A 23,522-nucleotide genomic window follows, 5' to 3' on the forward strand; every position below is an offset into this window, starting at 1 on the left:
GCCCGGCGCGCCGCGGCCCAGCAGGCGCAGGTGACGATCGGCAATCTGTCGCTGCAGGCCCCGGTCGCGGGTCAGGTCGTCAACCGATCGGTCAATCTGGGTTCCTATGTCGGTCCCGGCACGCAGTTGATGGCGCTGATCCCAGACAATCTGTGGATCACTGCCAACTTCAAGGAAACCCAGCTGACGCTGATGCGCGTGGGTCAGGGTGTCGCGATCACCGTGGATGCCTATCCCGACGTGAAATTCCTCGGTCATGTCGATTCGATCCAGCGCGGTGCCGGGCAGGCCTTCTCGTTGCTGCCGGCGCAGAACGCGACGGGCAATTACGTGAAGGTCGTACAGCGCGTGCCGGTGCGGATCACGTTCGATATCAAGAACGGCCCCGATCCGCGTCACTATGCGATCGGCCCCGGCATGTCGGTCGTGCCGACCGTAAAGGTCCGCTGACATGGCAGCCGCCGCGCCCAGCGACGGATGGGATCCGACCCGGTCAGTTGCGGGCGGCCTGAATCCGTGGCTGATCGTCGCCATCATCTCGATCCCGACATTCATGGAGGTGCTCGACACCTCGATCGCGAATGTCAGCCTCGAATATATAGCGGGCGGCCTTGCCATTTCGAACGACGAGGCGACATGGGTGCTCACCAGCTACCTCGTCGCCAACGCGATCATCATCCCGATCTCAGGTTGGCTGTCGGATACGATCGGGCGGAAACGCTATTTCCAGATCTCGATTGCGTTGTTCACGATCTCCTCCTTCGTCTGCGGGATCGCGCCGAATCTGACGGTGCTTGTCCTTGCGCGGGTGTTTCAGGGGATCGGTGGCGGCGGGCTGGCGCCGGTCGAACAATCGATGCTGGCAGATACTTTTCCGCCGGCGAAACGCGGGCTCGCCTTCTCGGCCTTCGCGATCGTGGTGGTGGTGGGCCCCGTATTGGGGCCGACGCTCGGCGGGTACATCACCGAATTCTATAGCTGGCACTGGGTGTTTCTGATCAACGTGCCGGTCGGGATTGCTGCGTTGCTTGCGGTACAGACGTTCGTCGACGAACCCGATCCGATCAAGCAGGACCGCGCCAAGCGGCTGAAGGGCGGTATCCGTATCGACTATGTCGGGGTCGCACTGGTCGCGCTGGGACTTGGTTTCCTGGAGATCGTAGGCGATCGGGGCGAGCGCGAGGACTGGTTCTCCAGCCCGATGATCCTGGGCGCCGCAATTATCTCCGGCGTGTCGCTGGTCGCCTTGGTGATTTGGGAACTCAACCACGACGACCCGATCGTCGATCTGCGACTGCTGAAAAAAATCAATTTCTCCATGACGTTGCTGGTTATGATGATCACCGGGCTGATCCTGTTCGGAACGACGCAGGTTATTCCGCAGATGTTGCAGCAGGTGCTCGGCTATTCATCGCTCGATGCCGGATTGGCGCTGACCGCGGGCGGGGCCGCGACGCTGATCGCGGTGCCTTTGGCAGGGGTGCTGACCGGAAAGATCGACGTCCGGATCATCCTCATCTCCGCTTTGCTGGTGCAGGCGGCGGCGCTGTGGAACCTGTCGCACTTCACCGCGGAGATTACCTTCTGGGATGCGGCGACAGCGCGTCTTTACCAGGCGATCACATTACCGTTCCTGTTCGTGCCGATCAATGCGGTCGCCTATGTCGGGTTACCACAGCGATCGACCGCGCAAGCCTCCGCACTGCTGAACGTTGCGCGCAACCTGGGCGGGACGCTCGGCATATCGTCGGGGCAGACGATGCTCGCGACGTATCAGCAGGTCCATCAGTCGCGGCTGGTCGAGGGGCTGAATCCCTTGAACGGAAACTACACGCAATGGCTAAGCCAAGCGGGACTGGCCTTTACGGGTTCGCCCGATCAGACGACGCTTGGCGTATTATATCAAACCGTACAGCGCCAGGCGAACATGCAGGCATTCATCGGGGTGTTCTGGACGCTGATGATCGTGGTTCTGGTGGTAACACCGCTGGTGCTGCTGATGCGCCCCGCCAAATCGGGCAAGATACAAGGGGGGATGGGGCATTGAGACGTCTGCGCTGCGTATCGCTGCTCGTTCTGGCGCTGACCGGCTGCACGGTCGGCCCGAACTACACGAAGCCCGAGACGGGCGTCCCTGCGGCTTATGCCGGACCCGTCGCGCCGGGTTCGACGGTGGACCCGTCGACATGGTGGACCGCGTTCGGCGATCCCCAGCTAACGGACCTTGTTCAGCGAGCGTTGAAGGGCAATCCGGACGTGCAGATCGCGGCGTCGCGCGTGCGTCAGGCGCGGCTGCAAATCATCGTCGCTCGTTCGCAAGGGCTGCCGCAAGTCAATGCGGATGCCAGTGTATCGAACGTGCAATTCAGCAAGAATGCTGGTCTGTCGTCGATCGCGAAGGCGTTCAGCGGCGGGGGCGGCGCGGCCGGCGGGAGCGGCGCTTCGTCGTCGGCATCCGGCATCGCCTTGCCGGGCAGCGGCATCACGACCTTCGCCGTCGGGTTCGACGCGAGCTGGGAACTCGACATATTCGGCGGGGTCCGCCGCAATATCCAATCGGCACGCGCACGGACCGAGGCGGCCGAATGGAACCGGCGGGACGCGGCGGTCATGCTGGCTGGCGACGTAGCGCAGGCCTATTTCGCGCTCCGTCTCGACCAGATTCAGGCGCAGGTGGTAACCGACGAACTCACGCGGCAGCGCCGGGCGTTGCAGATCGCGGGTGACGTCGCGTCGGTCGGGCTCACGCCGACCATCAATGTCACCCGGCAACGCGGCCAGTTGAACGCGACGCAGGCGAGGCTGGCGCCGATCCAGGCGGATATCGCGGTACAGATCCATGCGATCGGTGTTCTACTTGGTATTCAGCCGGAGGCATTGTCGACGGAATTGGCACCGCCGCCGGTCGTCCCGCTAACCGTGCCGGCGGTACCCGCGGGCTTGCCGTCGGACCTGCTGCGGCGGCGGCCCGATATACGGGCGGCGGAACGTCAGCTGGCGGCGGCGAATGCGGATATCGGTGTCGCGGTTGCCGACATGTATCCGAAATTCTCGCTGACGGGGATGTCGCAGCTGATTTCGACCACGCTCGCAACCTTGTTCGAAGGGAACAGCCTGCAACTGACGGGGACCGCGATGGCGCAGTTCCCGCTGCTCGATTTCGGACGTCGTCGTGCAACCGTGGAAAGCCGCAGGGAGGATCGTACTCAGGCGCTCGTCAATTACCGATCCACGGTATTGGGCGCGCTGCGGGACGTCGAAGATGCGCTGGTCCAGCTACAGGCCGAACGCGACCGGAATATCGTGCTGGCGCGCGCGGTCGCCGATCAGCAGCAAAGCGCCACCGCGATCGAGGCGCAATACCGCGCCGGTTTCATCGCGCAGGACAGTTTGCTGAACGCCCAGACCGACGTCCTGACGGCGCGCGAGCAGCTCGCGCAAAGCAATGCCCAGTTGCAGCAAAAGACCGCCGCGCTGTTCAAGGCGATCGGCGGTGGATGGTCGGAAACGCCGGTACCGGGGCGGCCGGCGGACTGAGGAGGATACGCTTGTCCGTCGCAATCCGATCGTTTGTACAATTCGGCTGGGTGAGGGGCGCGAGATGAGTTCCGATTCGGGACGATCGTTCCAGCATGGCCCGAATGGCCGCGTCGATCGAATATGGCTTGCTAGGACGCGCCCGATAAAATGGCTCGAAGAAAGAGAAAACCGTTATTTTGCAACGGATACCGCCCTCTCCGAGCCGTCATATAGCAAATTACCAGGGGCGAATGCTCTCGCCGTAGATAAGCGCCAGAATGAACTTGAGCATGATGTTCTCCCTTGTGTGCACCACGTTGGATGCGTCGGAGACTTAACAGTTTTTCAGGATTTCGGCAAGGTCTTTACCGCGCCGTTAACCTTGAGCGGCAGTGACTACGGATGAAAGCTTAAACATATCTTCAGCCGCGCCGGGGTACGCCGCAGATATGACCGACGATGCTTCACAGCACTCCGGGGCGGCAGGACCGACAGAGAGCAAGCCGGCATTGGCGGTGCCGACGCTTGCGATGCCACCAAGGACCGGATGGCGCTTCGTCATGCTCGTCGATATCGAGAATTTCGCCGTCTTGCGACGTCAGCACGGCCGCGCGCGCATCGATGCATTGGCGGCAGAGGTCACCGCGACGCTGCGCGAGCTCGTAGGTGAAGCGACGGCGATCTCGATCGGGCGCGGCACCATCGAAATGGCGTTCGACAGCGAGCACCGTGTCACGCTGACCGCTGCGATCGCGGCGATCGAGGCGGCGTTCGAACGGCCGATCGATATCGACGGCGAAGATCAACAGCTCGATCTCCTGATCGGCGCCGCCGCGACGTCCAGCCTGCGGCGCGACGACGTTCGGCTGATCGAGGCGGCGGAGCGCGCGCTGGCGACGGCGCAGGTCGATCGCGTGGCGGTCGTGCACGACGTGACCGGCTCCCCCGAATCGGTCGATCGGATCGCGCTGGCGCGCGACCTGTCGCATGCGATCCTGCGCGACGAACTGTTCCTGCACTATCAACCCAAGGTCCATGTCCGTCGGCAGCAGATCGCCAGCGTCGAGGCGCTGGTACGGTGGCGGCATCCGGTACGCGGGCTTATCCAGCCCAACGACTTCATCCCGATCGCGGAGGAATCGCGCGGCATCGTCGCGCTGACGCTCTGGACAATCCGCAAGGTCATCACCGATCAACGCACCCTGGCGGCGCACGGCCACGACCTGACCGTGTTCATCAACATCGCGGGCGTCTTGCTGGCCGATGCGCGCTTCGTCCGTCAGGCCTGCACGTTGATCCAGTCGAGCGGCGCAAAGATCGGGTTCGAGATCACCGAGACGTCGGTCATCCGCGATCCGGAAAGCGCGATCGCCAATCTGAAGATCTTCGCCGGCATCGGCATCACGATCGCGATCGACGATTACGGCGCGGGGCTTTCCTCGCTCGCCTATCTGAAGCAGCTGCCAGCGAGCGAACTGAAGATCGACAAGCTGTTCGTTACCCAACTCACCAGCTCGAACCGCGACCCGCTGATCGTGCGTTCGACGATCGATCTCGCGCACGCGCTGGACATGGAAGTGGTGGCCGAGGGGGTCGAGACGCCCTCCGCGCTAGCGCTGCTGTCGGTCATGGGCTGCGACATGGTCCAGGGCTTCCTGATCAGCCGGCCCATCGCGATCGAGGCGCTGATCGAGTTCCTCGACAATGACCGGCACGTCGCGACGGCGGAGGATTCACGCGCGTCGTTGGGCCGGATGGCGGCGGTCTGGAAGCGCGGTTGAGCCGGATGCGCTGGCGTATGATCTGTCTTGCCTTGGCCCTTGTTGCGAGCGTGGCGAGTACGCCGTCGGCAGCGCAGGATGCATCGTCGTCGTTCGATACCAAGATTGCGGATGCGCGCGCGGCGATGCTGGTCGATCCCGTCAATGCACTGGCGTTGGCGACGCAGGCCAAGGCTCGCGCTGGCGCGATAACCGATCTTCGGCAGCGGGAACTCGCCATCGCAACCACCCAGTGGCTCCGCGGCGAAGCGTATGTACGACTCGACAAACTGGCAAATGCGAAGCCATTGATCGATGAGGCGATCCGCACCGAGGCTCAAATCGCGCCCAGAACGAAACTGCAGGCTGATACGTTGTTGACACGCGGTGGGATCCACCAGGGTTTGGCCGATGTCGGAGCGGCGCTGGCAGATTACCAACGCGCTTTCGAAATCTATCGTACCATCGGCGAGGGCCGCGGTCAGATAATCGCGATCCTGACGATCGCCGACCTTCATCAACAGGCCAAGGATTATGAAGGTGCCCTGCGATACTTCGGGCAGGCGAATAACATAGACCATGCCGACCCGATCCTGATGGTCTCCCTCTTCAACAACCGCGCTATCGTTCTGAAAGAACTGGGCCGATACCGCGCCGCCGAGGCACAGTTCCGTACGGCGCTGGAACTCGCGCATAGGCTGAACAGTCAAACGCTGATGGCGCAAATATGGCGTAATTTGGCCCGCTGTCAGCTTTTGCTCGGGGACATAACCGGTGCCGACCGATCGATCGCAGAAGGCCTGGCGGTCGCTAGAAAGTCCGGTTCGGCTGACGAGCCGATCATGCTGTCGGTGATGGCCCAGGCGGCAATTCAACGGGGCGAGAAGGCGGAAGGCGCGGCGTTAATCGCACGCGCGTTTGCCGGCATCGATATCGCGCACACGCCGTTGTCGTTCCGCGAGGCCCATCAGACCGCGTATGAAATATATCGGGCGGCTGATCGACCCGATCTCGCATTGGCCCATCTGGCGGCGCTGAAACGGCTGGACGACGAAGCCACGACCCTCGCGACGTCCACCAGTACCGCATTGATGGCGGCCCGATTCGATTTCGCGAACCAGGAACTGCGCATCACCAAGCTGAAATACGACGAGGGCCAGCGGGCGGTCGCGTACGAACGAACGAACGCCCAGGCGCAGCGCTACATGTTTCTCGGCGGCGCCTTTGCCACCGCCGTCGTCATCGGACTGTTGGTCTTCGCCCTCGTCACCAGCCGCCGCAGCCGGTTGCGCGTCGATGCGGCCAACGATGATCTGGCGCAGACCAACGCCGCGCTCGGCAAGGCGCTGGCGGCGAAGACCGAGTTCCTGGCCACCACCAGCCATGAAATCCGAACGCCGCTGAACGGTATTCTCGGCATGACGCAGGTCATGCTGGCGGATGCGGCGATCGGGGGCGATACACGCGACCGGCTGGGGATCGTGCAGAGCGCGGGGATCACGATGCGTGCGCTGGTCGATGACATCCTGGATGTCGCGAAGATGGAGACGGGCAACCTGACCATCGAACGCGCGCCGTTCGACCTGGCCGCGACGATCCGCGATGCGACCCGGCTATGGGACGATCAGGCCATGGCCAAGGGCATCGCATTCTCGTGCGATCTCGACCGTTGTCCGCAGATGATCGAAGGTGACGCGGCGCGGGTCCGGCAGATTGTGTTCAACCTGCTGTCCAACGCGCTGAAATTCACGCCCGCGGGTACCATCGCGCTGGTCGTCGAAACCGATGGCGACGATCGGTACCGGATCGCGATCACCGACACCGGGATCGGCATTCCGGCGGACAAGACCGATCAGATCTTCGAATCCTTTCGCCAGGCGGATGCCGGTACGACGCGCCAGTTCGGCGGCACCGGCCTCGGCCTCGCGATTTGCCGCAACCTCGCGCGGGCCATGGGCGGCGATATCGCGGTCGACAGCACTCCGGGCGAAGGATCGACGTTCAGCGTCGTCCTGCCGCTCGTACGCCCGCTCGTATCCACCGCGAGCGAGACGATCGGGCAAAGCGGGTCGGGTATCCTGATCGTCGATCGCAACCCGATCAGCCGGGCGATGCTGCGCGCGCTGCTGGCACCACGATCAGGCACGGTCACCTTTGCGTCATCGGCAGCGGAGGCGAGGGAAAGCTTGCTGGGCATCCAGGTCGCGCATGTGCTGATCGACGATTCGACCATTCGCACCGAAGCCGATCCGCTTGCCGCCACGGCTCTGCTGGCTGAAGCGGCGCGTGCAGAGGGCACGAAGACGGCATTGTTATGGCCGGTCGTCGCAGGGCGAGAACGGGCCGAGCTGATGGCTACGGGAATCGACCTTCTCATTGCGAAGCCGGTCAGCGGATCGGCGCTGGTCGATCAGTTGTTCGGTTCTTCGAAGCCGGCGATCGAGCATGTCGTTTCACGTGCAGCATGACGTGATAGCGCTCACTCATATGATACTCTATGGATCGCCTACCGTCAGCAATGAAAAGCAACGGATATGAACGTACTTTTCATTGAAGACGATCGGATGAACCGGCGGGTCGTGAAGGACATGCTGGACGTTGCCGGCGCGACCATGACGGAAGCGAACAGCGCGGAGGAGGGGCTGCGGCTGCTCGATCAGAATGATTACGCGGTGCTTCTGGTCGATCTGCGGATGCCCGGGATGGACGGACTGACCGCGATCGGCCATATCCGCGCGCGCACCGACACGAAGGCCGGCGTGCCGATCATCGTCGTGACCGCTGATGCCGCGCTGGACCTTCGCGATCGGTGTCTGGCGGCGGGGGCGGACGAGGTGTTGTTCAAACCGGTTGCGATGGACGCACTGTTCGACGCGATGGGGCGAATCCTGGCGCGTGCCGCCGATGGCGGGACGATCGTCTGAACTCGAACAATCGGTGGCACCCGGAGATGCCGCCGACAGACCTACTTCGGCAGAACGACGCTAGGACCAATCGTTGCGACGACCTTGTGTGCATTGAACGCACGGATATCGCCCTGGGGAATAACGCCGCGGCGCATCACGATCTCCGCGGTCGCCTGGAAGCGGTCGATCGTCTGCACGTCGAAATCGTTGCCGAACCCGCCAAAGCCGCCGAATCCGCCATAACCTAACCCGCCGCCGAAACGACGCCAGCCATAACCGCGGCCGTAGAAATTCCACGACGGGCCCCAATAGCCACCGAAGCCGCCATAGCCCCACGGGCCACCCACGCCGGGCGTGGTGTAGGTCCGCGATTGCAGTTTCGTATCGCGGTCGGCCATCACGAAATAATCGAAGCCCTGTTCGAGCGTCAGCTGCGCCGCGCGAAAGAACAGATAGCGCTCGACCGTGTCGCGCGACGTCACGCTGTTGCCTGCGAAGCTGACGAGGAAGCGGCCGGGCTCGATCTGCCGATCGCTATAGCCCTGGCGTTCGAAGCCCCGCCCGGTCGCAGGGCGGAATGTGGTTTCGGTCGCGCAACCCGCGACCGTCAGCGTGCTCGACGCAAGCGCGGCGAACATGATCTTGCGACCGATTGAGAAAGCCATGTGTGATCTCCGTCCGGGCACCAATGCGGTGGATGGTTCCGTATTGGCTACGAGATATGGAACGACCGATGAACGACTTGGCTCCGTGAACGATTATTCATCGCTCCTCGGGCGATGGTAGAGCGTCCCCGAATGCCGTGGGACTGCACTATGTCAGGCACCCATCAAGTGGAGCGCGATGCTGCGCCGATGCGGCCGTCGGCGGTGTTCGAACAGGAAGATGCCCTGCCATGTGCCGAGCGTGAGCGTGCCATCGATCAGGGGAACCGACAGGTTCACACCCGTCAGTGCAGTGCGCAGATGTGCGGGCATGTCGTCGGGGCCCTCGTCGTCGTGCACATAAGCGTTGGCATCCTCGGGTGCGATCCGTGCAAAATACGCCTCGATGTCGTGGCGCACCGCGTGCGCGGCGTTTTCGGTGATGATCAGAGAAGCGGAGGTGTGGCGGCAGAAGATCGTCAGCAGCCCCTCGCGCATGTCCTGCGCTTCCGACCAGCGCACGATCGGCGCGGTGATATCGGTCAGGCCGGAGCCTGTGCCGTCGATAGCGAGAATATGGCTGGCTTGTCGCATGCGCGCCCAACGCGCTGGCGAAGTGCTTGGCTCCCTGAGTAGGATTCGAACCTACGGCCACTCGATTAACAGTCGAGAGCTCTACCGCTGAGCTATCAGGGAATACCGGTGCGGGGGTTCCTATACCTGCGCGGAAGCGCGATGCAAGTCTTGCAGCGGGGGGACGAGGCCGACGCCGCAAGCCGTGCCGCCGGTCGTCGCCCGGGGGCGACGCCGGCCGCCCTACGCGATGAACTGTTCCATCGTGATCCGGTCGTCCAGCGCGTGTTCGGGGTCGAACAGCAACGTCAGTTCACGCGCGCGATCCATCGCGACGTCGATCCGCGCGACGTCGCGGACCTCGCGCTGGTCCGCGACGGCGGAGACGGGGCGCTTGTCGGCGTCGAGCACGCGAATCGTGATCCGCGTCTTGTCGGGCAGGATCGCGCCGCGCCAGCGCCGCGGACGGAACGCGCTGATCGGCGTCAGCGCGATCAGTGCCGAACCCAGTGGCAGGATCGGCCCATGTGCGGACAGGTTGTACGCGGTCGATCCCGCCGGCGTCGCCGCCAGCAGGCCGTCGCACGCGAGATCGGGCAGCACGATGCGGTCGTTAACCGTCACCTCCAGCCGCGCGGTCTGCCGCGTTTCGCGCAGCAGCGACACCTCGTTGATCGCGGGCAGCGTATGGATGCGCCCGTCCGCCCCCTCGATCGTCGCGGACAAGGGCGTGACCTTGAACGGTTTCGCACGCGACAGCCGGTCTTCGAGGCCGTGGCGACGCCATTCGTTCATCAGGAAGCCGACCGTGCCGAGGTTCATACCGAACACCGGCACTGCGGGTCTGCGGCGTTCCAGCATGGCGTGCAGAGTCTGCAGCATGAAGCCATCGCCGCCAAGCGCGATAACGACATCGGCATCGTCGACATCGACCCAGTCCGCCGCGTCCGCCAGCTCGGCCGCCGCGGCCTGTGCGGGGGGCGTCGGCGATGCGACGAGAGCGCGCCGCGGATAATCGGTCATCCGCCCCCCGGCACGAAGCGCGTCATCCGCCGGTGACGCTCATGTGCCGCGCCACCGCCGGTGCCTCGCCGACGCCGATCCGGAAGTCGTGTCGCGCGGGTTTGGCGGCGAGGCCATCGTCGATCGCGGCGTCCAGCCCGGCGATCCCGCCGTCGCGCAACGCGGTCTTCAGGTCGATCCGGTCGTCATGTCCCAGACAGAGATATAGCAGGCCCTCCGTCGTCAGCCGCACCCGGTTGCAGCCATCGCAGAAATTGGCAGTCAGCGGCGAGATCAGGCCGAGGCGCGTTTCGGTACCCTCGACCCGCCAGTAGCGCGCCGGCCCCCCGGTACGCTGCCCGTCGCGGACAAGCGGAAACCGACCCGCCAGATCGTCGAACACGCGCGTCAGCGGCAGGAAGCGGTCGACCCGGTCCTCGTCGATCGCACCCAGCGGCATCGTTTCGATCAGCGACAGGTCGAGTCCCTCGTCCGCGCACCAGGCCAGCATCGACCCGATCTCATCTTCGTTCAGGCCGGCGAGCGCGACCATGTTGATCTTCACCCAAAGCCCTGCGTCGCGTGCCGCCATGATTCCGGCTATGACCTTCGCGACGTCGCCGTGCCGCGTGATGAAGCGGAACCGGCCTGGATCCCGGGTATCCAGGCTGACGTTGATCCGGCGAACGCCCGCATCCACCAGCGCCTCCGCATGGTCCGCCAGCCGCGTGCCGTTGGTCGTCATCGTCAGCTCGTCCAGACCCGTACCGACATGAGACCCCAGCCGTCGGACAAGATCACCGACGTCGCGGCGCACCAGCGGTTCCCCGCCCGACAAACGGATTTTCGTCACGCCGCGCGCGATGAAGCGTTCGGCGACGATTGCCATCTCGTCGAGCGTCAGCAAGGCGCTCCGCGGCAGGAAAATCATCTCCTCCGCCATGCAGTAGCGGCAGCGCAGATCGCAGCGATCGGTGACGGAGATACGCAGATAGCTGATTGCGCGCCCATGAGCATCGACGAGCGGCGCGGGCTCAGGCGCGAGCGCCGAAAGGCGGTCTGGAACAGGGGCGAACGTCACCGGCCCGAGCTAGGACGCGTACGCCGTATCGACAACCCCCTGCCGGGATTGGCGCAGGCGGCCGTGGCGGCTACGGTCGGGTCATGGGGCAGGGTAAAGACAAGAAAACCAGTGCGCCTGCGGCATTGCTCGTGCTCGCATGGCGAGATCGGGATGCGCTGCTGTCACGGATCGCCGATCCCGCATGGTCGGCGATCGCGCCGCGTCGCACTATCGACCCGGTGACGGCATTCATCGACAGCGGCGCGTCCGTCGTGCTCGTAGATGCGCGGGGTTCGATCGATCTTGCGCTCGAGGCGGCAGGCGGTCTGGGCGGCCTGATCGCGTCGCGATCGGCCGCGCTGCTGGTGCTGCTGGCCCCCGGCGATACGGAAATGCTCACTGATTTCTATGTCGCGGGTGCAACGCATTTCCTGATCGACTCAGGCGATGCCAATGAACTGCGCGCGGCGATCCGGTTTGCCGCGCGTCATGCCGAACGCACAGGCGGTGACGGCGATCCGGAGGTCGAACGGCGTGGCGGACCCACCTATGACCGCGACGCGGGCGATGCCCGCCGCTGGCTCGATGCGCGGATCGCTGCGGGTCTGCCGGTCGGTGTGGTGCTGGCCTCGCTGTCGCGGCTCGACATCGTCAACGCGGCATATGGTCGTCCGGTCGGCGATGCGTTGATCGATGCCGCGGGGCGACGGATAGCGACGACCGCACGTGCCGTCGGGGGCGAGGGGCTGCTGACGCTCCGGATCGGCGCGGCGGAATATGCCCTGCTGGTCGAGGACGCGACCGCCGATCGGATCGAGGCGCTGGCCGCCCGGCTGGGCGAGGCGCTGGCACGGCCCTTCATCGTCGAAGGCGCGACCGCCGCGCTTGGATCGCGGCTCGGCGTCGCGCTTGCGGATGCGGGGGACGACGGCGCGGCCCTGATGCGCCGGGCGAGCATGGCGCTGATTCGCGCGAAGGCGAGCGACGGTGCGACGATGCACGTTGCCGATGCGGAAGGTGCGACATCGATCGATTCGCTCGCGGTCGATCTGCACCACGCCATCGAGCGCGGCGAGATCGACATCCTGTTCCAGCCGCAAGTGGAGATCGCCAGCGGCCGGATCACGGGCGTCGAGGCGCTGGCGCGATGGGAACATGGTGCGCTCGGCGTGCTGGGGGCCGAGGCGCTGTTTGCCGCCGCCGAGCGTGCCGACCTGGGGATCGCACTGTCCGAACATATCCAGCGGCTGGTGCTGACACGCGCCGCGCGCTGGCCGCAGGCATTGGCGGGCTTGCGCGTTTCGGTGAACCTGACCGCGGCCGATGTCGCGCGCCCGGGCTATGCCGCCTTGTTCCTCGCGCGCCTGGACGCCAGCGGTTTCCCGCGCGGACGTCTGACGATCGAAGTCACCGAGTCGGGGCTGATGGAGGACCTGACCGCGGCTTCCGCCTTTCTGGCGGCGCTGCGGGGGGCGGGATGCCGGGTCGCGATCGACGATTTCGGGACGGGCTATTCCAGCCTCGCCTATCTGAAGACATTGCCGCTCGATTACCTCAAGATCGACCGCGCGCTGACCCGCGACATCGGCGGATCGGCGCGCGACCGGGTGGTCGTGGGCGGGGTCATCACGATGGCGCGCTCGCTCGGACTTGGCGTGATCGCCGAAGGGGTCGAGACGACCGACCAGCGTGCGTTGCTGGCCGCGGCCGGTTGCGACCTGTACCAGGGTTTCCTGACCGCACCGCCGCTCGACGAGGCGGCGCTGGTCGCGATGATGGCGGGGGAGTGACGATGCGCTGGGTGCTGCTGCCGGTGGCGGCGATGACGATGGCGGTGACGCCAATACTGGCGTGGCAGTCCGGTATTGGAGGGGCCATGACCGCCAGCGCGGCGGGATGGAATACCGGGAAGCTGGATGCGTTCGTTGCGATCTACGCCGACGACGCGATATTCGTGACGCCGCGCGGGTTGATCCATGGCCGTGCCGAGATCGCCGCGCATTATCGCCCCGGCTTTGCCGCGGGCGGCAATCGCCGCGGTCGGCTGTCGTTCGATCTGCTCCACTATCGCCCGCTCGACGATTCGCATGTCATCCTGTTCGCGCGTTGGCATCTGACCCCGACCGACCCGGCGAAAGCGGCCGAGCAGGGGATGACGACGCTGGTCTTCGAGCAGCGACCCCAAGGGTGGAAGATTATTTCGGATCACAGCAGCTGAAACTAACGTCATCCCGGGCTCGTCCCGGGATCCATCGTGCCGCATGTTCACCGGCCATTGATTGCGCGGCACGACGGACCCCGCGCAAGGCCGGGGTGACGGGGAGTGCGCGCCGCCCGCGGCTCTGGATGCCGGGACAAGCCCGGCATGACGGTCGCGGAGGAAAACTACCCCGCCGCCTTCGCGAGCCCTTTCGCCAGCTGCAGCGCGCCGTGAAGCCGCGCCTTCGCGTCGGGCCAGGCGCGTTGCAGCACCAGCTTGCTGTCGGGTCGCAGCTTCGCCAGACCATCCAGACGCGCGACATAGGCCAGCAGCCCCTCGACATTGGGCGGCTTGTCGTCGTGGAAGCCGACCAGCACGCCCTTCGGTCCGACATCCATCTTCGCGATGCATGCCCGCTTCGACGCCAGCTTGATCTCGATGACTCGGATCAGGTTCTCGGTCGCGTCGGGCAACGCACCGAAACGGTCGATCAGCTCGGCGGCGAACGCCTCGATCTCGCTTGCCGCGTCGAGTTCGTTGAGGCGGCGGTACAGCCCCATGCGCAGGTCGAGATCGGGGACATACTCCTCCGGGATCAGGATCGGTGCATCGACGGTGATCTGCGGGCTGAAATCGCGCGGGGCGTTGCGGATGCCGCCCGCCTTCGCGTCCATGATCGCCTCTTCCAGCATCGACTGGTAGAGTTCGTAGCCGACCTCCCGGATATGCCCCGACTGTTCGTCGCCCAGCAGATTGCCCGCACCGCGGATGTCGAGATCGTGGCTCGCCAGCTGGAACCCCGCACCCAGCGAATCGAGATCGCTCAGCACCTTCAGCCGCTTCTCCGCGGTCTCGGTCATCTGCCGGTCGGGCGGGGTGACCAGATAGGCGTAGGCGCGCGTCTTCGATCGCCCGACGCGGCCGCGCAGCTGGTAGAGTTGCGCCAGGCCGAACCGGTCGGCGCGGTGGACGATCATCGTGTTGGCGCTGGGTATGTCGAGCCCGCTTTCGACGATCGTGGTCGACAGCAGCACCTCGAACTTCTTGTCGTAGAACGCGCTCATCCGTTCCTCGACTTCGGTCGGGCTCATCTGGCCGTGCGCGACGACGTAGCGGATCTCGGGCACCGCCTCGCGCAGATAGTCCTCGATCTCGGGAAGGTCCGCGATCCGCGGCACGACGACGAAGCTCTGCCCGCCGCGATAATGTTCGCGCAGCAACGCCTCGCGCAGGACGACCGGGTCCCAGGGCATGACATAGGTGCGCACCGCCAGGCGATCGACCGGCGGGGTCTGGATCACCGACAATTCGCGGATGCCCGACATCGCCATCTGCAACGTCCGCGGGATCGGCGTCGCGGTCAGCGTCAGCATATGGACGTCGGCGCGCAGCGTCTTCAGCCGCTCCTTGTGCGTCACGCCGAACCGCTGTTCCTCGTCGACCACGACCAGCCCGAGCCGCTTGAAATCGATCGACTTCGCCAGGATCGCGTGCGTGCCGATGACGACGTCGATCGTCCCGTCCGCCAGCCCGTCGCGCGTCCGCTTCGCCTCCGCCGCGGTGACGAGCCGCGACAGGCGGCCGATCTCGATCGGGAAGCCTTCGAACCGCGCGACGAAGTTGTTGAAATGCTGCCGCGCGAGGAGCGTGGTCGGGCAGACGACCGCCACCTGCTTGCCCGCCAGCGCCGCGACGAACGCGGCCCGCAGCGCGACCTCGGTCTTGCCGAAGCCGACATCGCCGACGATCAGCCGGTCCATCGGCTTGCCCGCCGCCAGGTCCGCCATGACATCGTCGATCGCGCGATCCTGGTCGTCGGTTTCCTCGTACGGAAAACGGTCGACGAAGCTGGGATAGCCGCTCGAGTCGCGTTCCAGTACGTCGCCCGGCCGGACCGCGCGTTCGGCGGCGACCGCGATCAGGTCACCCGCGATCTCGCGGATGCGCTCCTTCATCTTCGACTTGCGCCGCTGCCACGCCTCGCCGCCCAGCCGGTCGAGCGACGCGCCGTCCTCGCCCGATCCGTAGCGCGACAGCACTTCGAGATTTTCGACCGGCACGAACAGCTTGTCGCCGCCGGCATATTCCACCGCGACGCAGTCGTGCGGGCTCTTGCCGACCGGGATCGACGTCAGCCCCTGATAGCGGCCGATGCCGTGATCCATATGGACGACCAGATCGCCCGGGGTCAGCGTGGCCAGTTCGGCGAGGAACGCATCCGCCGACTTCCTGCGCTTGCGCCGCCGGACGAGCCGGTCGCCGAGCATGTCCTGTTCGGTCAGCACCGCAATCCCCGGCGCGGTGAAGCCGTGATCGAGCGGCAGGACGACAAGGGCCACCTGCGCTCCCCTCCCGCTCGCGGGAGGGGCCGGGGGTGGGCGCTCGCTCTCACCGCGGGATGCCTTTGCGGAGGGGGAGCGCCCAACCCCGACCCCTCCCGCAAGCGGGAGGGGGGAAGAAACGCCCAGCGCTTCCTGCCACGTATCCACCAACGCAGCGCCGTGCAGGCCGTGGTCCTTCAGCAACCCCGCCAGCCGCTCGCGCGATCCGGCGGAATAGCTGGCGAGGATCGGCTTGCGGCCGTCCTTGCGAAGCGCGTCGAGATGCTCGACCACCGCCTCGTAGATATTTACCCCGCTGTTGCGCTCCGGCCCGAAATCGCGGGGACCGTCGATGCCGAAATCCAGCACCGTCGCGCTTTCGGGCTCATGGAACGGGGTCGCGGTGTGCGACCACACGTCCGTCAGCGCCTGGGTCCATTCTTTTGCGCTCATATACAGCGCTTTAGCGGGAAGTGGTCGATAACTTCCCGGCTGCGAAGCCTCGGCCCGCCTACGATTCTCGAAATAATCGGCGATCGCCTCCAGCCGTCCCTCGGCCGCTTGCGCGACCCCCGCGTCGTGAACGACGATCGCCTCTTTTCCGAGGTGATCGAACAGCGTCGCCAGCTTCTCCTCGAACAGCGGCAGCCAATGCTCCATCCCCGCCTGCCGCCGCCCATCGGACACCGCCTGATAGATCGGATCGCCCGTCGCGGTCGCGCCGAAGCTTTCGCGATACCGGCTGCGGAACCGCTTGATCGACTCGCCGTCCAGCAACGCCTCCGACGCGGGGAGCAATGTGAACCCGTCGATCCGCCCCGTCGTGCGCTGATCCTGCGGATCGAACGTCCGCACGCTCTCGATCTCGTCGCCGAAGAAGTCGAGCCGCAGCGCCTGCTCCTCGCCCGACGGATGCAGATCGACCAGCCCGCCGCGCACCGCATATTCGCCCTGTTCGTGGACGGTATCGGTGCGGACATAGCCGTTCGCCTGGAGCAGCGTGGCCAGATCGTCGCGCCCGATCCGCTCGCCCGGCGCGAGCGAGGCGACCAGCTGGCGGATGCGGAACGGCGTCAGCACGCGCTGCGTCGCGGCGTTGACGGTGGTCAGGACGAGTTGCGGTCCCTTGGCCTTGGCCTGCAACCGATGCAGCGCGCCGATCCGCTCCGCCATGATCCTGAGCGTCGGTGAGGCGCGGTCGTAGGGCAGGCAATCCCAGGCGGAGAATTGCACGATCTCCAGATCGGGCGCGAAGAACGCCGCCGTCGCCGCGATCGCCCGCATCGCGGCGTCGTCGGGCGCGATGAACACCGCGCGTGACGGTGCGGCGCGGGCGAGGTCCGCCAGCAATGACGGCAGGAATCCGGTGGGCACGCCCGCGAGGGTCAGCGGGGTCTTGGCGGTCAGGATCGTCTTGAGGTCGGGCATTCACTTCTCACTCCCCTCCCTTTCAAGGGAGGGGCTGGGGGTGGGTCGCGTCCGGGTGATACGGCAGCGGTAGCGGCCGGGGCATCAGTGACGTCAGGTCGCCACCCACCCCAACCCCTCCCTTGAAAGGGAGGGGCTAATTCATTCCGCCACGGTCACGTAATCGATCGACCGCATCGCATGCATCATCGGCCCGTCCCACTCGGGCGGACACGCGATCGATCCGATCGCCCAGCCCATGATGTCGACGTCCTGTTCCTCCAGCAGCGCCTCGAACCAGTCGAGTTCGGCCGCGTTCCAGGACGTACCATGGGTGTCGAAGAAACCACCGATCATCATGTCGGCTTCCTTCGTGCCGCGATGCCAGCTGCGGAAGCGGATGCGTTTCAGGCGGGTTTCGTGATCCATGATGCTCCAACGCCGATTGACCGGCGGACGCTGGCGGCGGCCGTCGGCTGGGCTATAGCGTTCATGTAGTCATGCGCCCCGATATCCTCAATCCGCTGTTCGCAGAGATCACCTCGCTGAAGGGCGTGGGGGCCGCGATCGCCAAGCCGCTCGAACGGCTGGGGCTCGCGCGCGTGGTCGATGCCGCATTCCATCTCCCGACCGGCTTCATCGACCGCGTCCCGCGCGACGAACTCGACGAAGCCGACGTCGGCCGGACGATCGCGATCACGCTGACTCCGCGCGACTACCGCTCGAGCACGGGCCGCGGGCCGACGCGGGTCAATGCCTATGACGCGAAGGGCAATCATGTCGGGCTGCTCTATTTCGGCGGCTCGTCGGGCTATGCGAAGAAGCTGCTGCCCGCCGGGGAGGCGAAGCGGGTGTCGGGTCGGCTCGACCGCTACGGGCAGGAACTCCAGATCGTCCACCCCGAACTCGGCGAGCCGGACGAGGATTTCTCCGGGCGCGAGGCGATCTATCCGCTGTCCGAGGGGCTGACATCGCGTCGGCTCGCCGCCTTCGCCGCGCAGGCGATCGCCCGCGCGCCGGTGCTGCCCGAATGGATCGAACCCGGGCTGAAGGCGCATCGCGGCTGGCCCGATTGGCGCGCGGCGCTGGAGCGGATCCATGCCGACCCGGCGGACGCGAAGGCGCGCGAGCGGCTGGCCTATGACGAGGTGTTCGCCAACCAGCTGGCGATGACATTGGTCCGCGCCGACACGCGCAAGCGGCGCGGGCGTGCGCTGGCGGGCGATGGGCGGCTGCGCGACATGCTCGATCTGCCGTACACGCCGACGGGTGCGCAGGCGCGGACGATCCGCGAGATCGAGGGCGATCTGGCGCAGGAGGCGCCGATGCTGCGGCTGCTGCAGGGCGATGTCGGATCGGGCAAGACGCTCGTCGCGGCGATGGCGCTGCTGATCGCGGTGGAGGCGGGCGCGCAGGGGGCGATGCTCGCGCCGACCGAGATTCTCGCGCGGCAGCATTACGAGACGCTGCGATCGTTGCTCACCGGGCTGCCGGTCGAGATCGCGGTGCTGACTGGGCGCGACAAGGGGCGGGTGCGGGAGGCGACGCTGATGGCGCTGGCGTCGGGGGCGATCGATATCCTCATCGGAACGCACGCGATCTTCCAGGAGGCGGTGGGGTATCGCGACCTCGCTTTGGTGGTGGTGGACGAGCAGCACCGGTTCGGCGTGGCGGAGCGGATGATGCTGCAGGCCAAGGCGATCCGGCCGCCGCACCTGCTCGCGATGACCGCGACGCCGATCCCGCGCACGCTGACGCTGGCGCAATATGGCGAGATGGATGTCAGCCGCTTGGACGAGATGCCGCCGGGTCGGCAACCCATTGAAACGAGGGTCATTTCCGAGGATCGGTTGGACGATGTGGTCAACGCGCTTGGCCGGCATCTGGCGGATGCCAATGAAGGGCAGGGTGGCCAGGCTTATTGGGTGTGTCCGCTGGTCGAGGAGAGCGAGAAGAGCGACCTCGCCGCGGCGGAGATGCGCGCGGAAACGCTGCGGGCGCGGTTCGGGGAGCGGGTCGGGCTGGTGCACGGGCGGATGAAGCCGGCGGAGAAGGACGCGGTGATGGCGGCGTTCTCCGCGGGGACGCTCGGCGTGCTGGTCGCGACGACGGTGATCGAGGTGGGCGTCGATGTCCCCAATGCTACGCTGATCGTGATCGAGCATGCCAACCGCTTCGGCCTGGCGCAGCTCCACCAGTTGCGCGGGCGTGTCGGGCGGGGCGGGGGGCGGTCGGTGTGTCTGCTGGTGCGTGGTTCGGCGCTCAGCGAGACGTCGCGCGCGCGGCTGGCGTTGATGCGCGAGACGAATGACGGCTTCCGCATCGCCGAGGAGGATCTGCGGCTGCGCGGTGCTGGCGAGATGCTGGGGACGCGGCAGTCGGGCGAGATGGCGTTCCGGCTGGCGACGCCGGAGATGATGGCCGACCTGCTTGAGTGTGCGCACGACGACGCGCGGTTGCTGGTGGACCGCGATGGCGGGTTGGCGGCGGAGCGCGGGCAGGCGGCGCGGGTGTTGCTGTATCTGTTCGAGCGGGATGCTGGGGTGGCGTTGCTCAGGTCGGGGTGAGGGGGGTGATCGGTTCAATCATTTTGAACAATAGGGCCGATATGCTCGGCCCTTTAGCCGGAATAGCTCGCGGTTGTAGCGAGCCCCATATGCCACTCTTTGCTTCCCACAAGCGCTCAACGGTGCGACGCAATCAATACAAGGCTGATCCATAGGACCATAATCCCGCTCTTTACCTCGATCGAGCAACTCGATCGTGTCACGCTTGTAATCGGCGTCCGACCAAACAACCGAGGAGTTGTAAAATGGCGAGTGACCGGGAACCTCCAGCGCTCGTCCGCTACATGCTTCATAACCAGCAACAAGGTACGTGTCACCAGCCTCACCACCTATTTGGAGGTATCGGTAGAGCCTTGTATCGTGACGGTTAACCGCACTCGCGGCCGCTTGTTCGGCCGAAGTAGACGGGAGTCCTTTAAGACAAGTTGTGTCGGGTGAACGGCTAGAACTCCTCGTCGAAAGATCACGATTTTGGTTCACATCGGGCGACTTTTGGCAGCCGTTAATCAGCAACGTCGCAAAGAGAATGAAAGCCGTCAAATCTCGCGACCGCATTTTCATGGCCCTCCGTTATATTCGTAGATGCTATGGAGGCAGCTTTTGCGTTGCAATAGTGCAATTGAACGAAAGACTTGTCCTTTACCGCAAACACCCATCCAACCCATCGCCCCGCACCGTCCCCACCCGCTGCGCTAGCGTATCCCCATGCCGCCGCACGAACCCATGCGGGTCGATCGCGGCGCGCTTCTTGGGCAGCGGCAGGACGGCGGCGATGCGGCCGGCCTCCGTCGGCGTCAGGTTGGACGCGTCGTGCCCGAAATACCGCATCGCACCCGCATTCGCGCCGTAGGTGCCGATGCCGGTCTCGGCGATGTTGAGATAGACCTCCATGATCCGGCGCTTGCCCCACAGCGCCTCGATCAGGACGGTGAAATACGCCTCGAAACCTTTCCGGACATAGCCGCCGCCCTGGAACAGGAACGCGTTCTTCGCGGTCTGCTGGCTGATCGTGGAGCCACCGCGGATGCGCCCGCCCTCCGCATTGCGCACCGTCGCGCCCGCCAGCGCGTGCCAGTCGAAGCCGTGGTGCGAACAGAAGCGCGAATCCTCGCCCGCGATCGCGGCGCGGGGCATGTCGGGGTCCATCTTCGATAGCGGCATCCAGGTTTTCGTCACGCCGTGGCCGGCGATCACATCGCCCAGCATCGTGAAGGTGAAGGGCGGCGGGACGAAGCGGTAGAGGCCGACCCAGAGGACGGTGACGAGTACGAAGCCGAGGATGGCTTTCAGGAGGATGCGGAGGGCGCGGATCATGGGGTGATCCTAGAGCAAGACGGCGGGAGATTGGAACGGCTCTTGATCTGTCGCACCGGACATCCCCCTTTCACCCACCCCGGCGAAGGCCGGGGCCCAGTTGGGAAAGCGGCAGTGAGGAAACGCATCGCATCGTCGCGACTGTCCCCCCGACTGGACCCCGGCCTTCGCCGGGGTGGGGGAGGGGGCGGGCGGGCGTCGCCATGGGCGAAAGGATCGCCGCCGCTGCGCACCCGCCCGTCACCCCGGCCTTGAGCCGGGGTCCCGCTTCTGCTCGTCCGCTGAAGAAGCGGGGCCCCGGGTCAAGCCCGGGGTGACGGTTGGGGGGGCGCTGATCGCAAGGTTTCGTCATGCCGGGCTTGTCCTGGCATCCAGAGCCGCACACGTTCGGCTTGTGGCCCTGGACCCCGGCACGAGCCCGAGGTGACGAAGGGGGTCAGGCGTGCGTCCGCACCCCCGCCAAAATCGCCCCAGCCGCCGCGATCCCCGTTTCGTACGCGCCGTGCGCCGTCGAGAAGTCGGTCGGGTGGCACGCCTCGCCTGCGAAGAAGATGCGGTCGTCCACCGGTTCGGCCAGCACCTGTCGCTGGTGCGCCTGGCCGATCCGCGCGTGCGAATAGCTGCCGTGGATGAAGGGTTCTTGCCGCCATCGGCTCGCGCCCGCCGGGGTCAGCCGGGGCCGCCAGTCGCTGCCCAGCAGCGCCACCAGTTCGTCGATTGCAAACGCAGTCGCCGCGCCTTCGTCCTCCAGCGCCTCGGCGCAATCGCCGCCGAAGAAGCTTTCGATCACCGGCAGGCCGAACGGGGAAAGGCGGTGGCTGGCGGTGCAGTGGCTGTGCGGGTTGCCGGTCAGATGCGCGCCCATCGGCCATTCGGGACGATCGACGAGGACGAACGCCTTGTCCGCCAGCCCCAGCGGCAGCGCGGCGGCGGCGTCCTGCTTGGCGGGGAGGGGCGGGTCGAAGACCAATGTTTCATAGGCGGTCGTCGGCAGCGCCATGACGATCCGGTCGGTCTCGATGACGCCCGCCACCGTTTCCACTCGCAGCCATCGACCGCGATGATCGATCTTTGTCACGGGGGTGCCGAGCCGGACAGGCACGCCCGCCGCCTGCGCTGCGACCAGCGTGCCATAGCCTTCGCGGACCGCCCAATTGTCCTCGGTCGACGCGTTCTCGTACGCGGCCCAGTCGTGAAGCGAGACCTGTGCCAGCGGGGCGCCGTTGGCGTAGCCGGAGATCGATTCGATCATCGGTCGCCAGGGATCTTCCGCGGCGAGGAAGTCGGACAACGGCCGGTCGGGGCCGTCGACTGCGGCCAGCGCCGCTTCGCTCCACCCCGCGAAGGCGGCGTGTGCGGCCTTCTGGTCCGTGGGCGGGAAGCCGAGGTCGCGCCACTGCGTGCGCCAGTTGGCGGCGGAGCGGTCGACGGTGAAGCCGGTGGTTTCCGCAATGTGCGTCCAGGGGTTGCGTTTGGCGGAGTGGAGCCAGCCGCAGCCCAGATCGACGGTCATGTTCCCCGGCGAAGGCCGGGGCCCAGGTGGGCAAGGTTGCGTGTCAGTTGCTGCGTTTGCCCAACTGGACCCCGGCCTTCGCCGGGGTGGCTCGGACAGGGAAACGCTATGCGCCCGCCCGCCAAGCCGGTCCTTCGCCTCGACCAGCAACACATCCCCGCCGGCGTCGTGCAACGCCCGCGCCGCGGCAATACCCGCAGCACCGCCGCCGATGACGACGGTGCCGACCATATTACGCCGCGATCAGCCGCTTCTCGCCGGCGATGCGCATCATCGCCTTTTGCAGCTTCTCGAACGCGCGTACCTCGATCTGGCGCACCCGCTCGCGCGACACGTTGTAGACCTGCGACAGTTCCTCCAGCGTCTTGGGATCGTCGGTCAGCCGCCGCTCGGTCAGGATGTGCTTCTCGCGGTCGTTCAGGTCGTCCATCGCATCGACCAGCATCGAATGGCGGACGTTCGCTTCCTGCTCGTCGGCGACGATCTTGTCCTGCAACGGCGCATCGTCCTGCAGCCAATCCTGCCACTGGCCCTCGCCATCCTCGCGCATCGGCACGTTCAGCGAGGTATCGCCGCCCATCGCCATGCGGCGGTTCATGCTGGTCACTTCGTCCTCGGTCACGCCGAGATCGGTCGCAATCTTCGCGACATGTTCGGGGCGCAGGTCGCCGTCCTCGAACGCGTCGAGCTTCGACTTCATCCGGCGCAGGTTGAAGAACAGCTTCTTCTGCGC

19 protein-coding genes and 1 tRNA gene are annotated in these 23,522 nt (G+C 65.8%); 10 read left to right on the forward strand and 10 right to left on the reverse strand.

Going from position 1 to position 23,522, the window contains the following annotated elements:
• From ACFE7D_RS08610 to ACFE7D_RS08640, 7 genes are all read left to right on the forward strand, one after another.
• The coding region (locus ACFE7D_RS08610) for an efflux RND transporter periplasmic adaptor subunit (protein WP_375395013.1) at positions 1 to 450 on the forward strand (450 nt) is incomplete at its 5' end.
• A gap of 1 nt (position 451) precedes the next feature.
• On the forward strand, positions 452 to 2,047 hold the full coding sequence (locus tag ACFE7D_RS08615; RefSeq protein WP_375395014.1) for a DHA2 family efflux MFS transporter permease subunit: 1,596 nt from the start codon (positions 452 to 454) through the stop codon (positions 2,045 to 2,047).
• A complete protein-coding gene (locus ACFE7D_RS08620) occupies positions 2,044 to 3,537 on the forward strand; it encodes an efflux transporter outer membrane subunit (RefSeq protein WP_375395015.1) in 1,494 nt (497 codons plus the stop codon). Before ACFE7D_RS08615 ends, ACFE7D_RS08620 begins: the two co-directional genes overlap by 4 nt.
• A gap of 64 nt (positions 3,538 to 3,601) precedes the next feature.
• A complete protein-coding gene (locus ACFE7D_RS08625; protein ID WP_375395016.1) occupies positions 3,602 to 3,925 on the forward strand; it encodes a hypothetical protein in 324 nt (107 codons plus the stop codon).
• Between the two features lie 154 nt (positions 3,926 to 4,079).
• On the forward strand, positions 4,080 to 5,300 hold the full coding sequence (locus ACFE7D_RS08630; RefSeq protein WP_375395017.1) for an EAL domain-containing protein: 1,221 nt from the start codon (positions 4,080 to 4,082) through the stop codon (positions 5,298 to 5,300).
• A gap of 32 nt (positions 5,301 to 5,332) precedes the next feature.
• Positions 5,333 to 7,747 carry an ATP-binding protein gene (locus ACFE7D_RS08635; RefSeq protein WP_375395018.1) on the forward strand — a complete coding sequence of 805 codons (2,415 nt, stop codon included), beginning with the start codon at positions 5,333 to 5,335 and terminating at the stop codon, positions 7,745 to 7,747.
• Between the two features lie 66 nt (positions 7,748 to 7,813).
• Positions 7,814 to 8,203: a response regulator gene (locus ACFE7D_RS08640; protein ID WP_375395019.1), complete on the forward strand. Its 390-nt coding sequence runs from the start codon at positions 7,814 to 7,816 to the stop codon at positions 8,201 to 8,203.
• A gap of 41 nt (positions 8,204 to 8,244) precedes the next feature.
• Here the strand turns inward: ACFE7D_RS08640 and ACFE7D_RS08645 are convergent, their stop codons facing one another.
• The 5 genes from ACFE7D_RS08645 to moaA all read right to left on the reverse strand — a co-directional run bounded on the left by ACFE7D_RS08645 (position 8,245) and on the right by moaA (position 11,485).
• The gene (locus ACFE7D_RS08645; protein ID WP_375395020.1) at positions 8,245 to 8,850 is read right to left on the reverse strand and encodes a hypothetical protein; all 606 of its coding nucleotides are present in this window, start codon (positions 8,848 to 8,850) and stop codon (positions 8,245 to 8,247) included.
• Between the two features lie 153 nt (positions 8,851 to 9,003).
• Positions 9,004 to 9,423, reverse strand: coding sequence for a secondary thiamine-phosphate synthase enzyme YjbQ (locus ACFE7D_RS08650; RefSeq protein WP_375395021.1), 420 nt, complete (start codon positions 9,421 to 9,423; stop codon positions 9,004 to 9,006).
• A gap of 27 nt (positions 9,424 to 9,450) precedes the next feature.
• A tRNA-Asn gene (locus ACFE7D_RS08655) sits at positions 9,451 to 9,525 on the reverse strand.
• 120 nt (positions 9,526 to 9,645) lie between these two features.
• Positions 9,646 to 10,425, reverse strand: a complete 780-nt coding sequence (locus ACFE7D_RS08660; protein ID WP_375395022.1) for an NAD kinase — start codon at positions 10,423 to 10,425, stop codon at positions 9,646 to 9,648.
• Between the two features lie 22 nt (positions 10,426 to 10,447).
• Complete coding sequence (gene moaA / locus ACFE7D_RS08665; protein ID WP_375395023.1) at positions 10,448 to 11,485, reverse strand: GTP 3',8-cyclase MoaA; 1,038 nt, start codon at positions 11,483 to 11,485, stop codon at positions 10,448 to 10,450.
• A gap of 83 nt (positions 11,486 to 11,568) precedes the next feature.
• Between moaA and ACFE7D_RS08670 the strand changes: the two genes are divergently transcribed.
• Together ACFE7D_RS08670 and ACFE7D_RS08675 are read left to right on the forward strand one after the other, a co-directional pair.
• Entirely contained in the window at positions 11,569 to 13,257 is a 1,689-nt protein-coding gene (locus ACFE7D_RS08670; RefSeq protein WP_375395024.1) for a putative bifunctional diguanylate cyclase/phosphodiesterase, read from the forward strand.
• 2 nt (positions 13,258 to 13,259) lie between these two features.
• On the forward strand, positions 13,260 to 13,685 hold the full coding sequence (locus tag ACFE7D_RS08675; protein WP_375395031.1) for a YybH family protein: 426 nt from the start codon (positions 13,260 to 13,262) through the stop codon (positions 13,683 to 13,685).
• 167 nt (positions 13,686 to 13,852) lie between these two features.
• Here the strand turns inward: ACFE7D_RS08675 and mfd are convergent, their stop codons facing one another.
• Together mfd and ACFE7D_RS08685 are read right to left on the reverse strand one after the other, a co-directional pair.
• On the reverse strand, positions 13,853 to 17,416 hold the full coding sequence (gene mfd / locus ACFE7D_RS08680) for a transcription-repair coupling factor (RefSeq protein ID WP_375395025.1): 3,564 nt from the start codon (positions 17,414 to 17,416) through the stop codon (positions 13,853 to 13,855).
• Positions 17,417 to 17,557: 141 nt separating this feature from the next.
• Positions 17,558 to 17,824 carry a succinate dehydrogenase assembly factor 2 gene (locus ACFE7D_RS08685; protein WP_375395026.1) on the reverse strand — a complete coding sequence of 89 codons (267 nt, stop codon included), beginning with the start codon at positions 17,822 to 17,824 and terminating at the stop codon, positions 17,558 to 17,560.
• A gap of 71 nt (positions 17,825 to 17,895) precedes the next feature.
• On the opposite strand from ACFE7D_RS08685, the gene recG reads away from it, so the two are divergent.
• Positions 17,896 to 19,962 carry an ATP-dependent DNA helicase RecG gene (recG, locus tag ACFE7D_RS08690; protein WP_375395027.1) on the forward strand — a complete coding sequence of 689 codons (2,067 nt, stop codon included), beginning with the start codon at positions 17,896 to 17,898 and terminating at the stop codon, positions 19,960 to 19,962.
• A gap of 639 nt (positions 19,963 to 20,601) precedes the next feature.
• On the opposite strand, the gene mtgA is transcribed toward recG, so the two are convergent.
• From mtgA to ACFE7D_RS08705, 3 genes are all read right to left on the reverse strand, one after another.
• Entirely contained in the window at positions 20,602 to 21,276 is a 675-nt protein-coding gene (gene mtgA / locus ACFE7D_RS08695; RefSeq protein ID WP_375395028.1) for a monofunctional biosynthetic peptidoglycan transglycosylase, read from the reverse strand.
• Positions 21,277 to 21,712: 436 nt separating this feature from the next.
• Positions 21,713 to 23,020, reverse strand: a complete 1,308-nt coding sequence (locus ACFE7D_RS08700) for a flavin monoamine oxidase family protein (RefSeq protein WP_375395029.1) — start codon at positions 23,018 to 23,020, stop codon at positions 21,713 to 21,715.
• 1 nt (position 23,021) lies between these two features.
• Positions 23,022 to 23,522, reverse strand: a 501-nt coding sequence (locus tag ACFE7D_RS08705) for a sigma factor-like helix-turn-helix DNA-binding protein (RefSeq protein ID WP_375395030.1), incomplete at its 5' end; no start/stop codon positions are given.

This window comes from uncultured Sphingomonas sp. (genome assembly GCF_964244235.1).
Taxonomy (GTDB): Bacteria; Pseudomonadota; Alphaproteobacteria; order Sphingomonadales; family Sphingomonadaceae; genus Sphingomonas.

Coding starts and splice junctions, on each gene's coding strand:
- ACFE7D_RS08640 (WP_375395019.1), top strand. CDS start 7,814: ATGAACGTACTTTTCATTGAAGACGATCGGATGAACCGGCGGGTCGTG.
- ACFE7D_RS08670 (WP_375395024.1), top strand. CDS start 11,569: ATGGGGCAGGGTAAAGACAAGAAAACCAGTGCGCCTGCGGCATTGCTC.
- ACFE7D_RS08615 (WP_375395014.1), top strand. CDS start 452: ATGGCAGCCGCCGCGCCCAGCGACGGATGGGATCCGACCCGGTCAGTT.
- ACFE7D_RS08645 (WP_375395020.1), bottom strand. CDS start 8,850: ATGGCTTTCTCAATCGGTCGCAAGATCATGTTCGCCGCGCTTGCGTCG.
- mtgA (WP_375395028.1), bottom strand. CDS start 21,276: ATGATCCGCGCCCTCCGCATCCTCCTGAAAGCCATCCTCGGCTTCGTA.
- mfd (WP_375395025.1), bottom strand. CDS start 17,416: ATGCCCGACCTCAAGACGATCCTGACCGCCAAGACCCCGCTGACCCTC.
- ACFE7D_RS08650 (WP_375395021.1), bottom strand. CDS start 9,423: ATGCGACAAGCCAGCCATATTCTCGCTATCGACGGCACAGGCTCCGGC.
- ACFE7D_RS08675 (WP_375395031.1), top strand. CDS start 13,260: ATGCGCTGGGTGCTGCTGCCGGTGGCGGCGATGACGATGGCGGTGACG.
- ACFE7D_RS08700 (WP_375395029.1), bottom strand. CDS start 23,020: ATGGTCGGCACCGTCGTCATCGGCGGCGGTGCTGCGGGTATTGCCGCG.
- recG (WP_375395027.1), top strand. CDS start 17,896: ATGCGCCCCGATATCCTCAATCCGCTGTTCGCAGAGATCACCTCGCTG.
- ACFE7D_RS08685 (WP_375395026.1), bottom strand. CDS start 17,824: ATGGATCACGAAACCCGCCTGAAACGCATCCGCTTCCGCAGCTGGCAT.
- ACFE7D_RS08625 (WP_375395016.1), top strand. CDS start 3,602: ATGAGTTCCGATTCGGGACGATCGTTCCAGCATGGCCCGAATGGCCGC.
- ACFE7D_RS08630 (WP_375395017.1), top strand. CDS start 4,080: ATGCTCGTCGATATCGAGAATTTCGCCGTCTTGCGACGTCAGCACGGC.
- ACFE7D_RS08660 (WP_375395022.1), bottom strand. CDS start 10,425: ATGACCGATTATCCGCGGCGCGCTCTCGTCGCATCGCCGACGCCCCCC.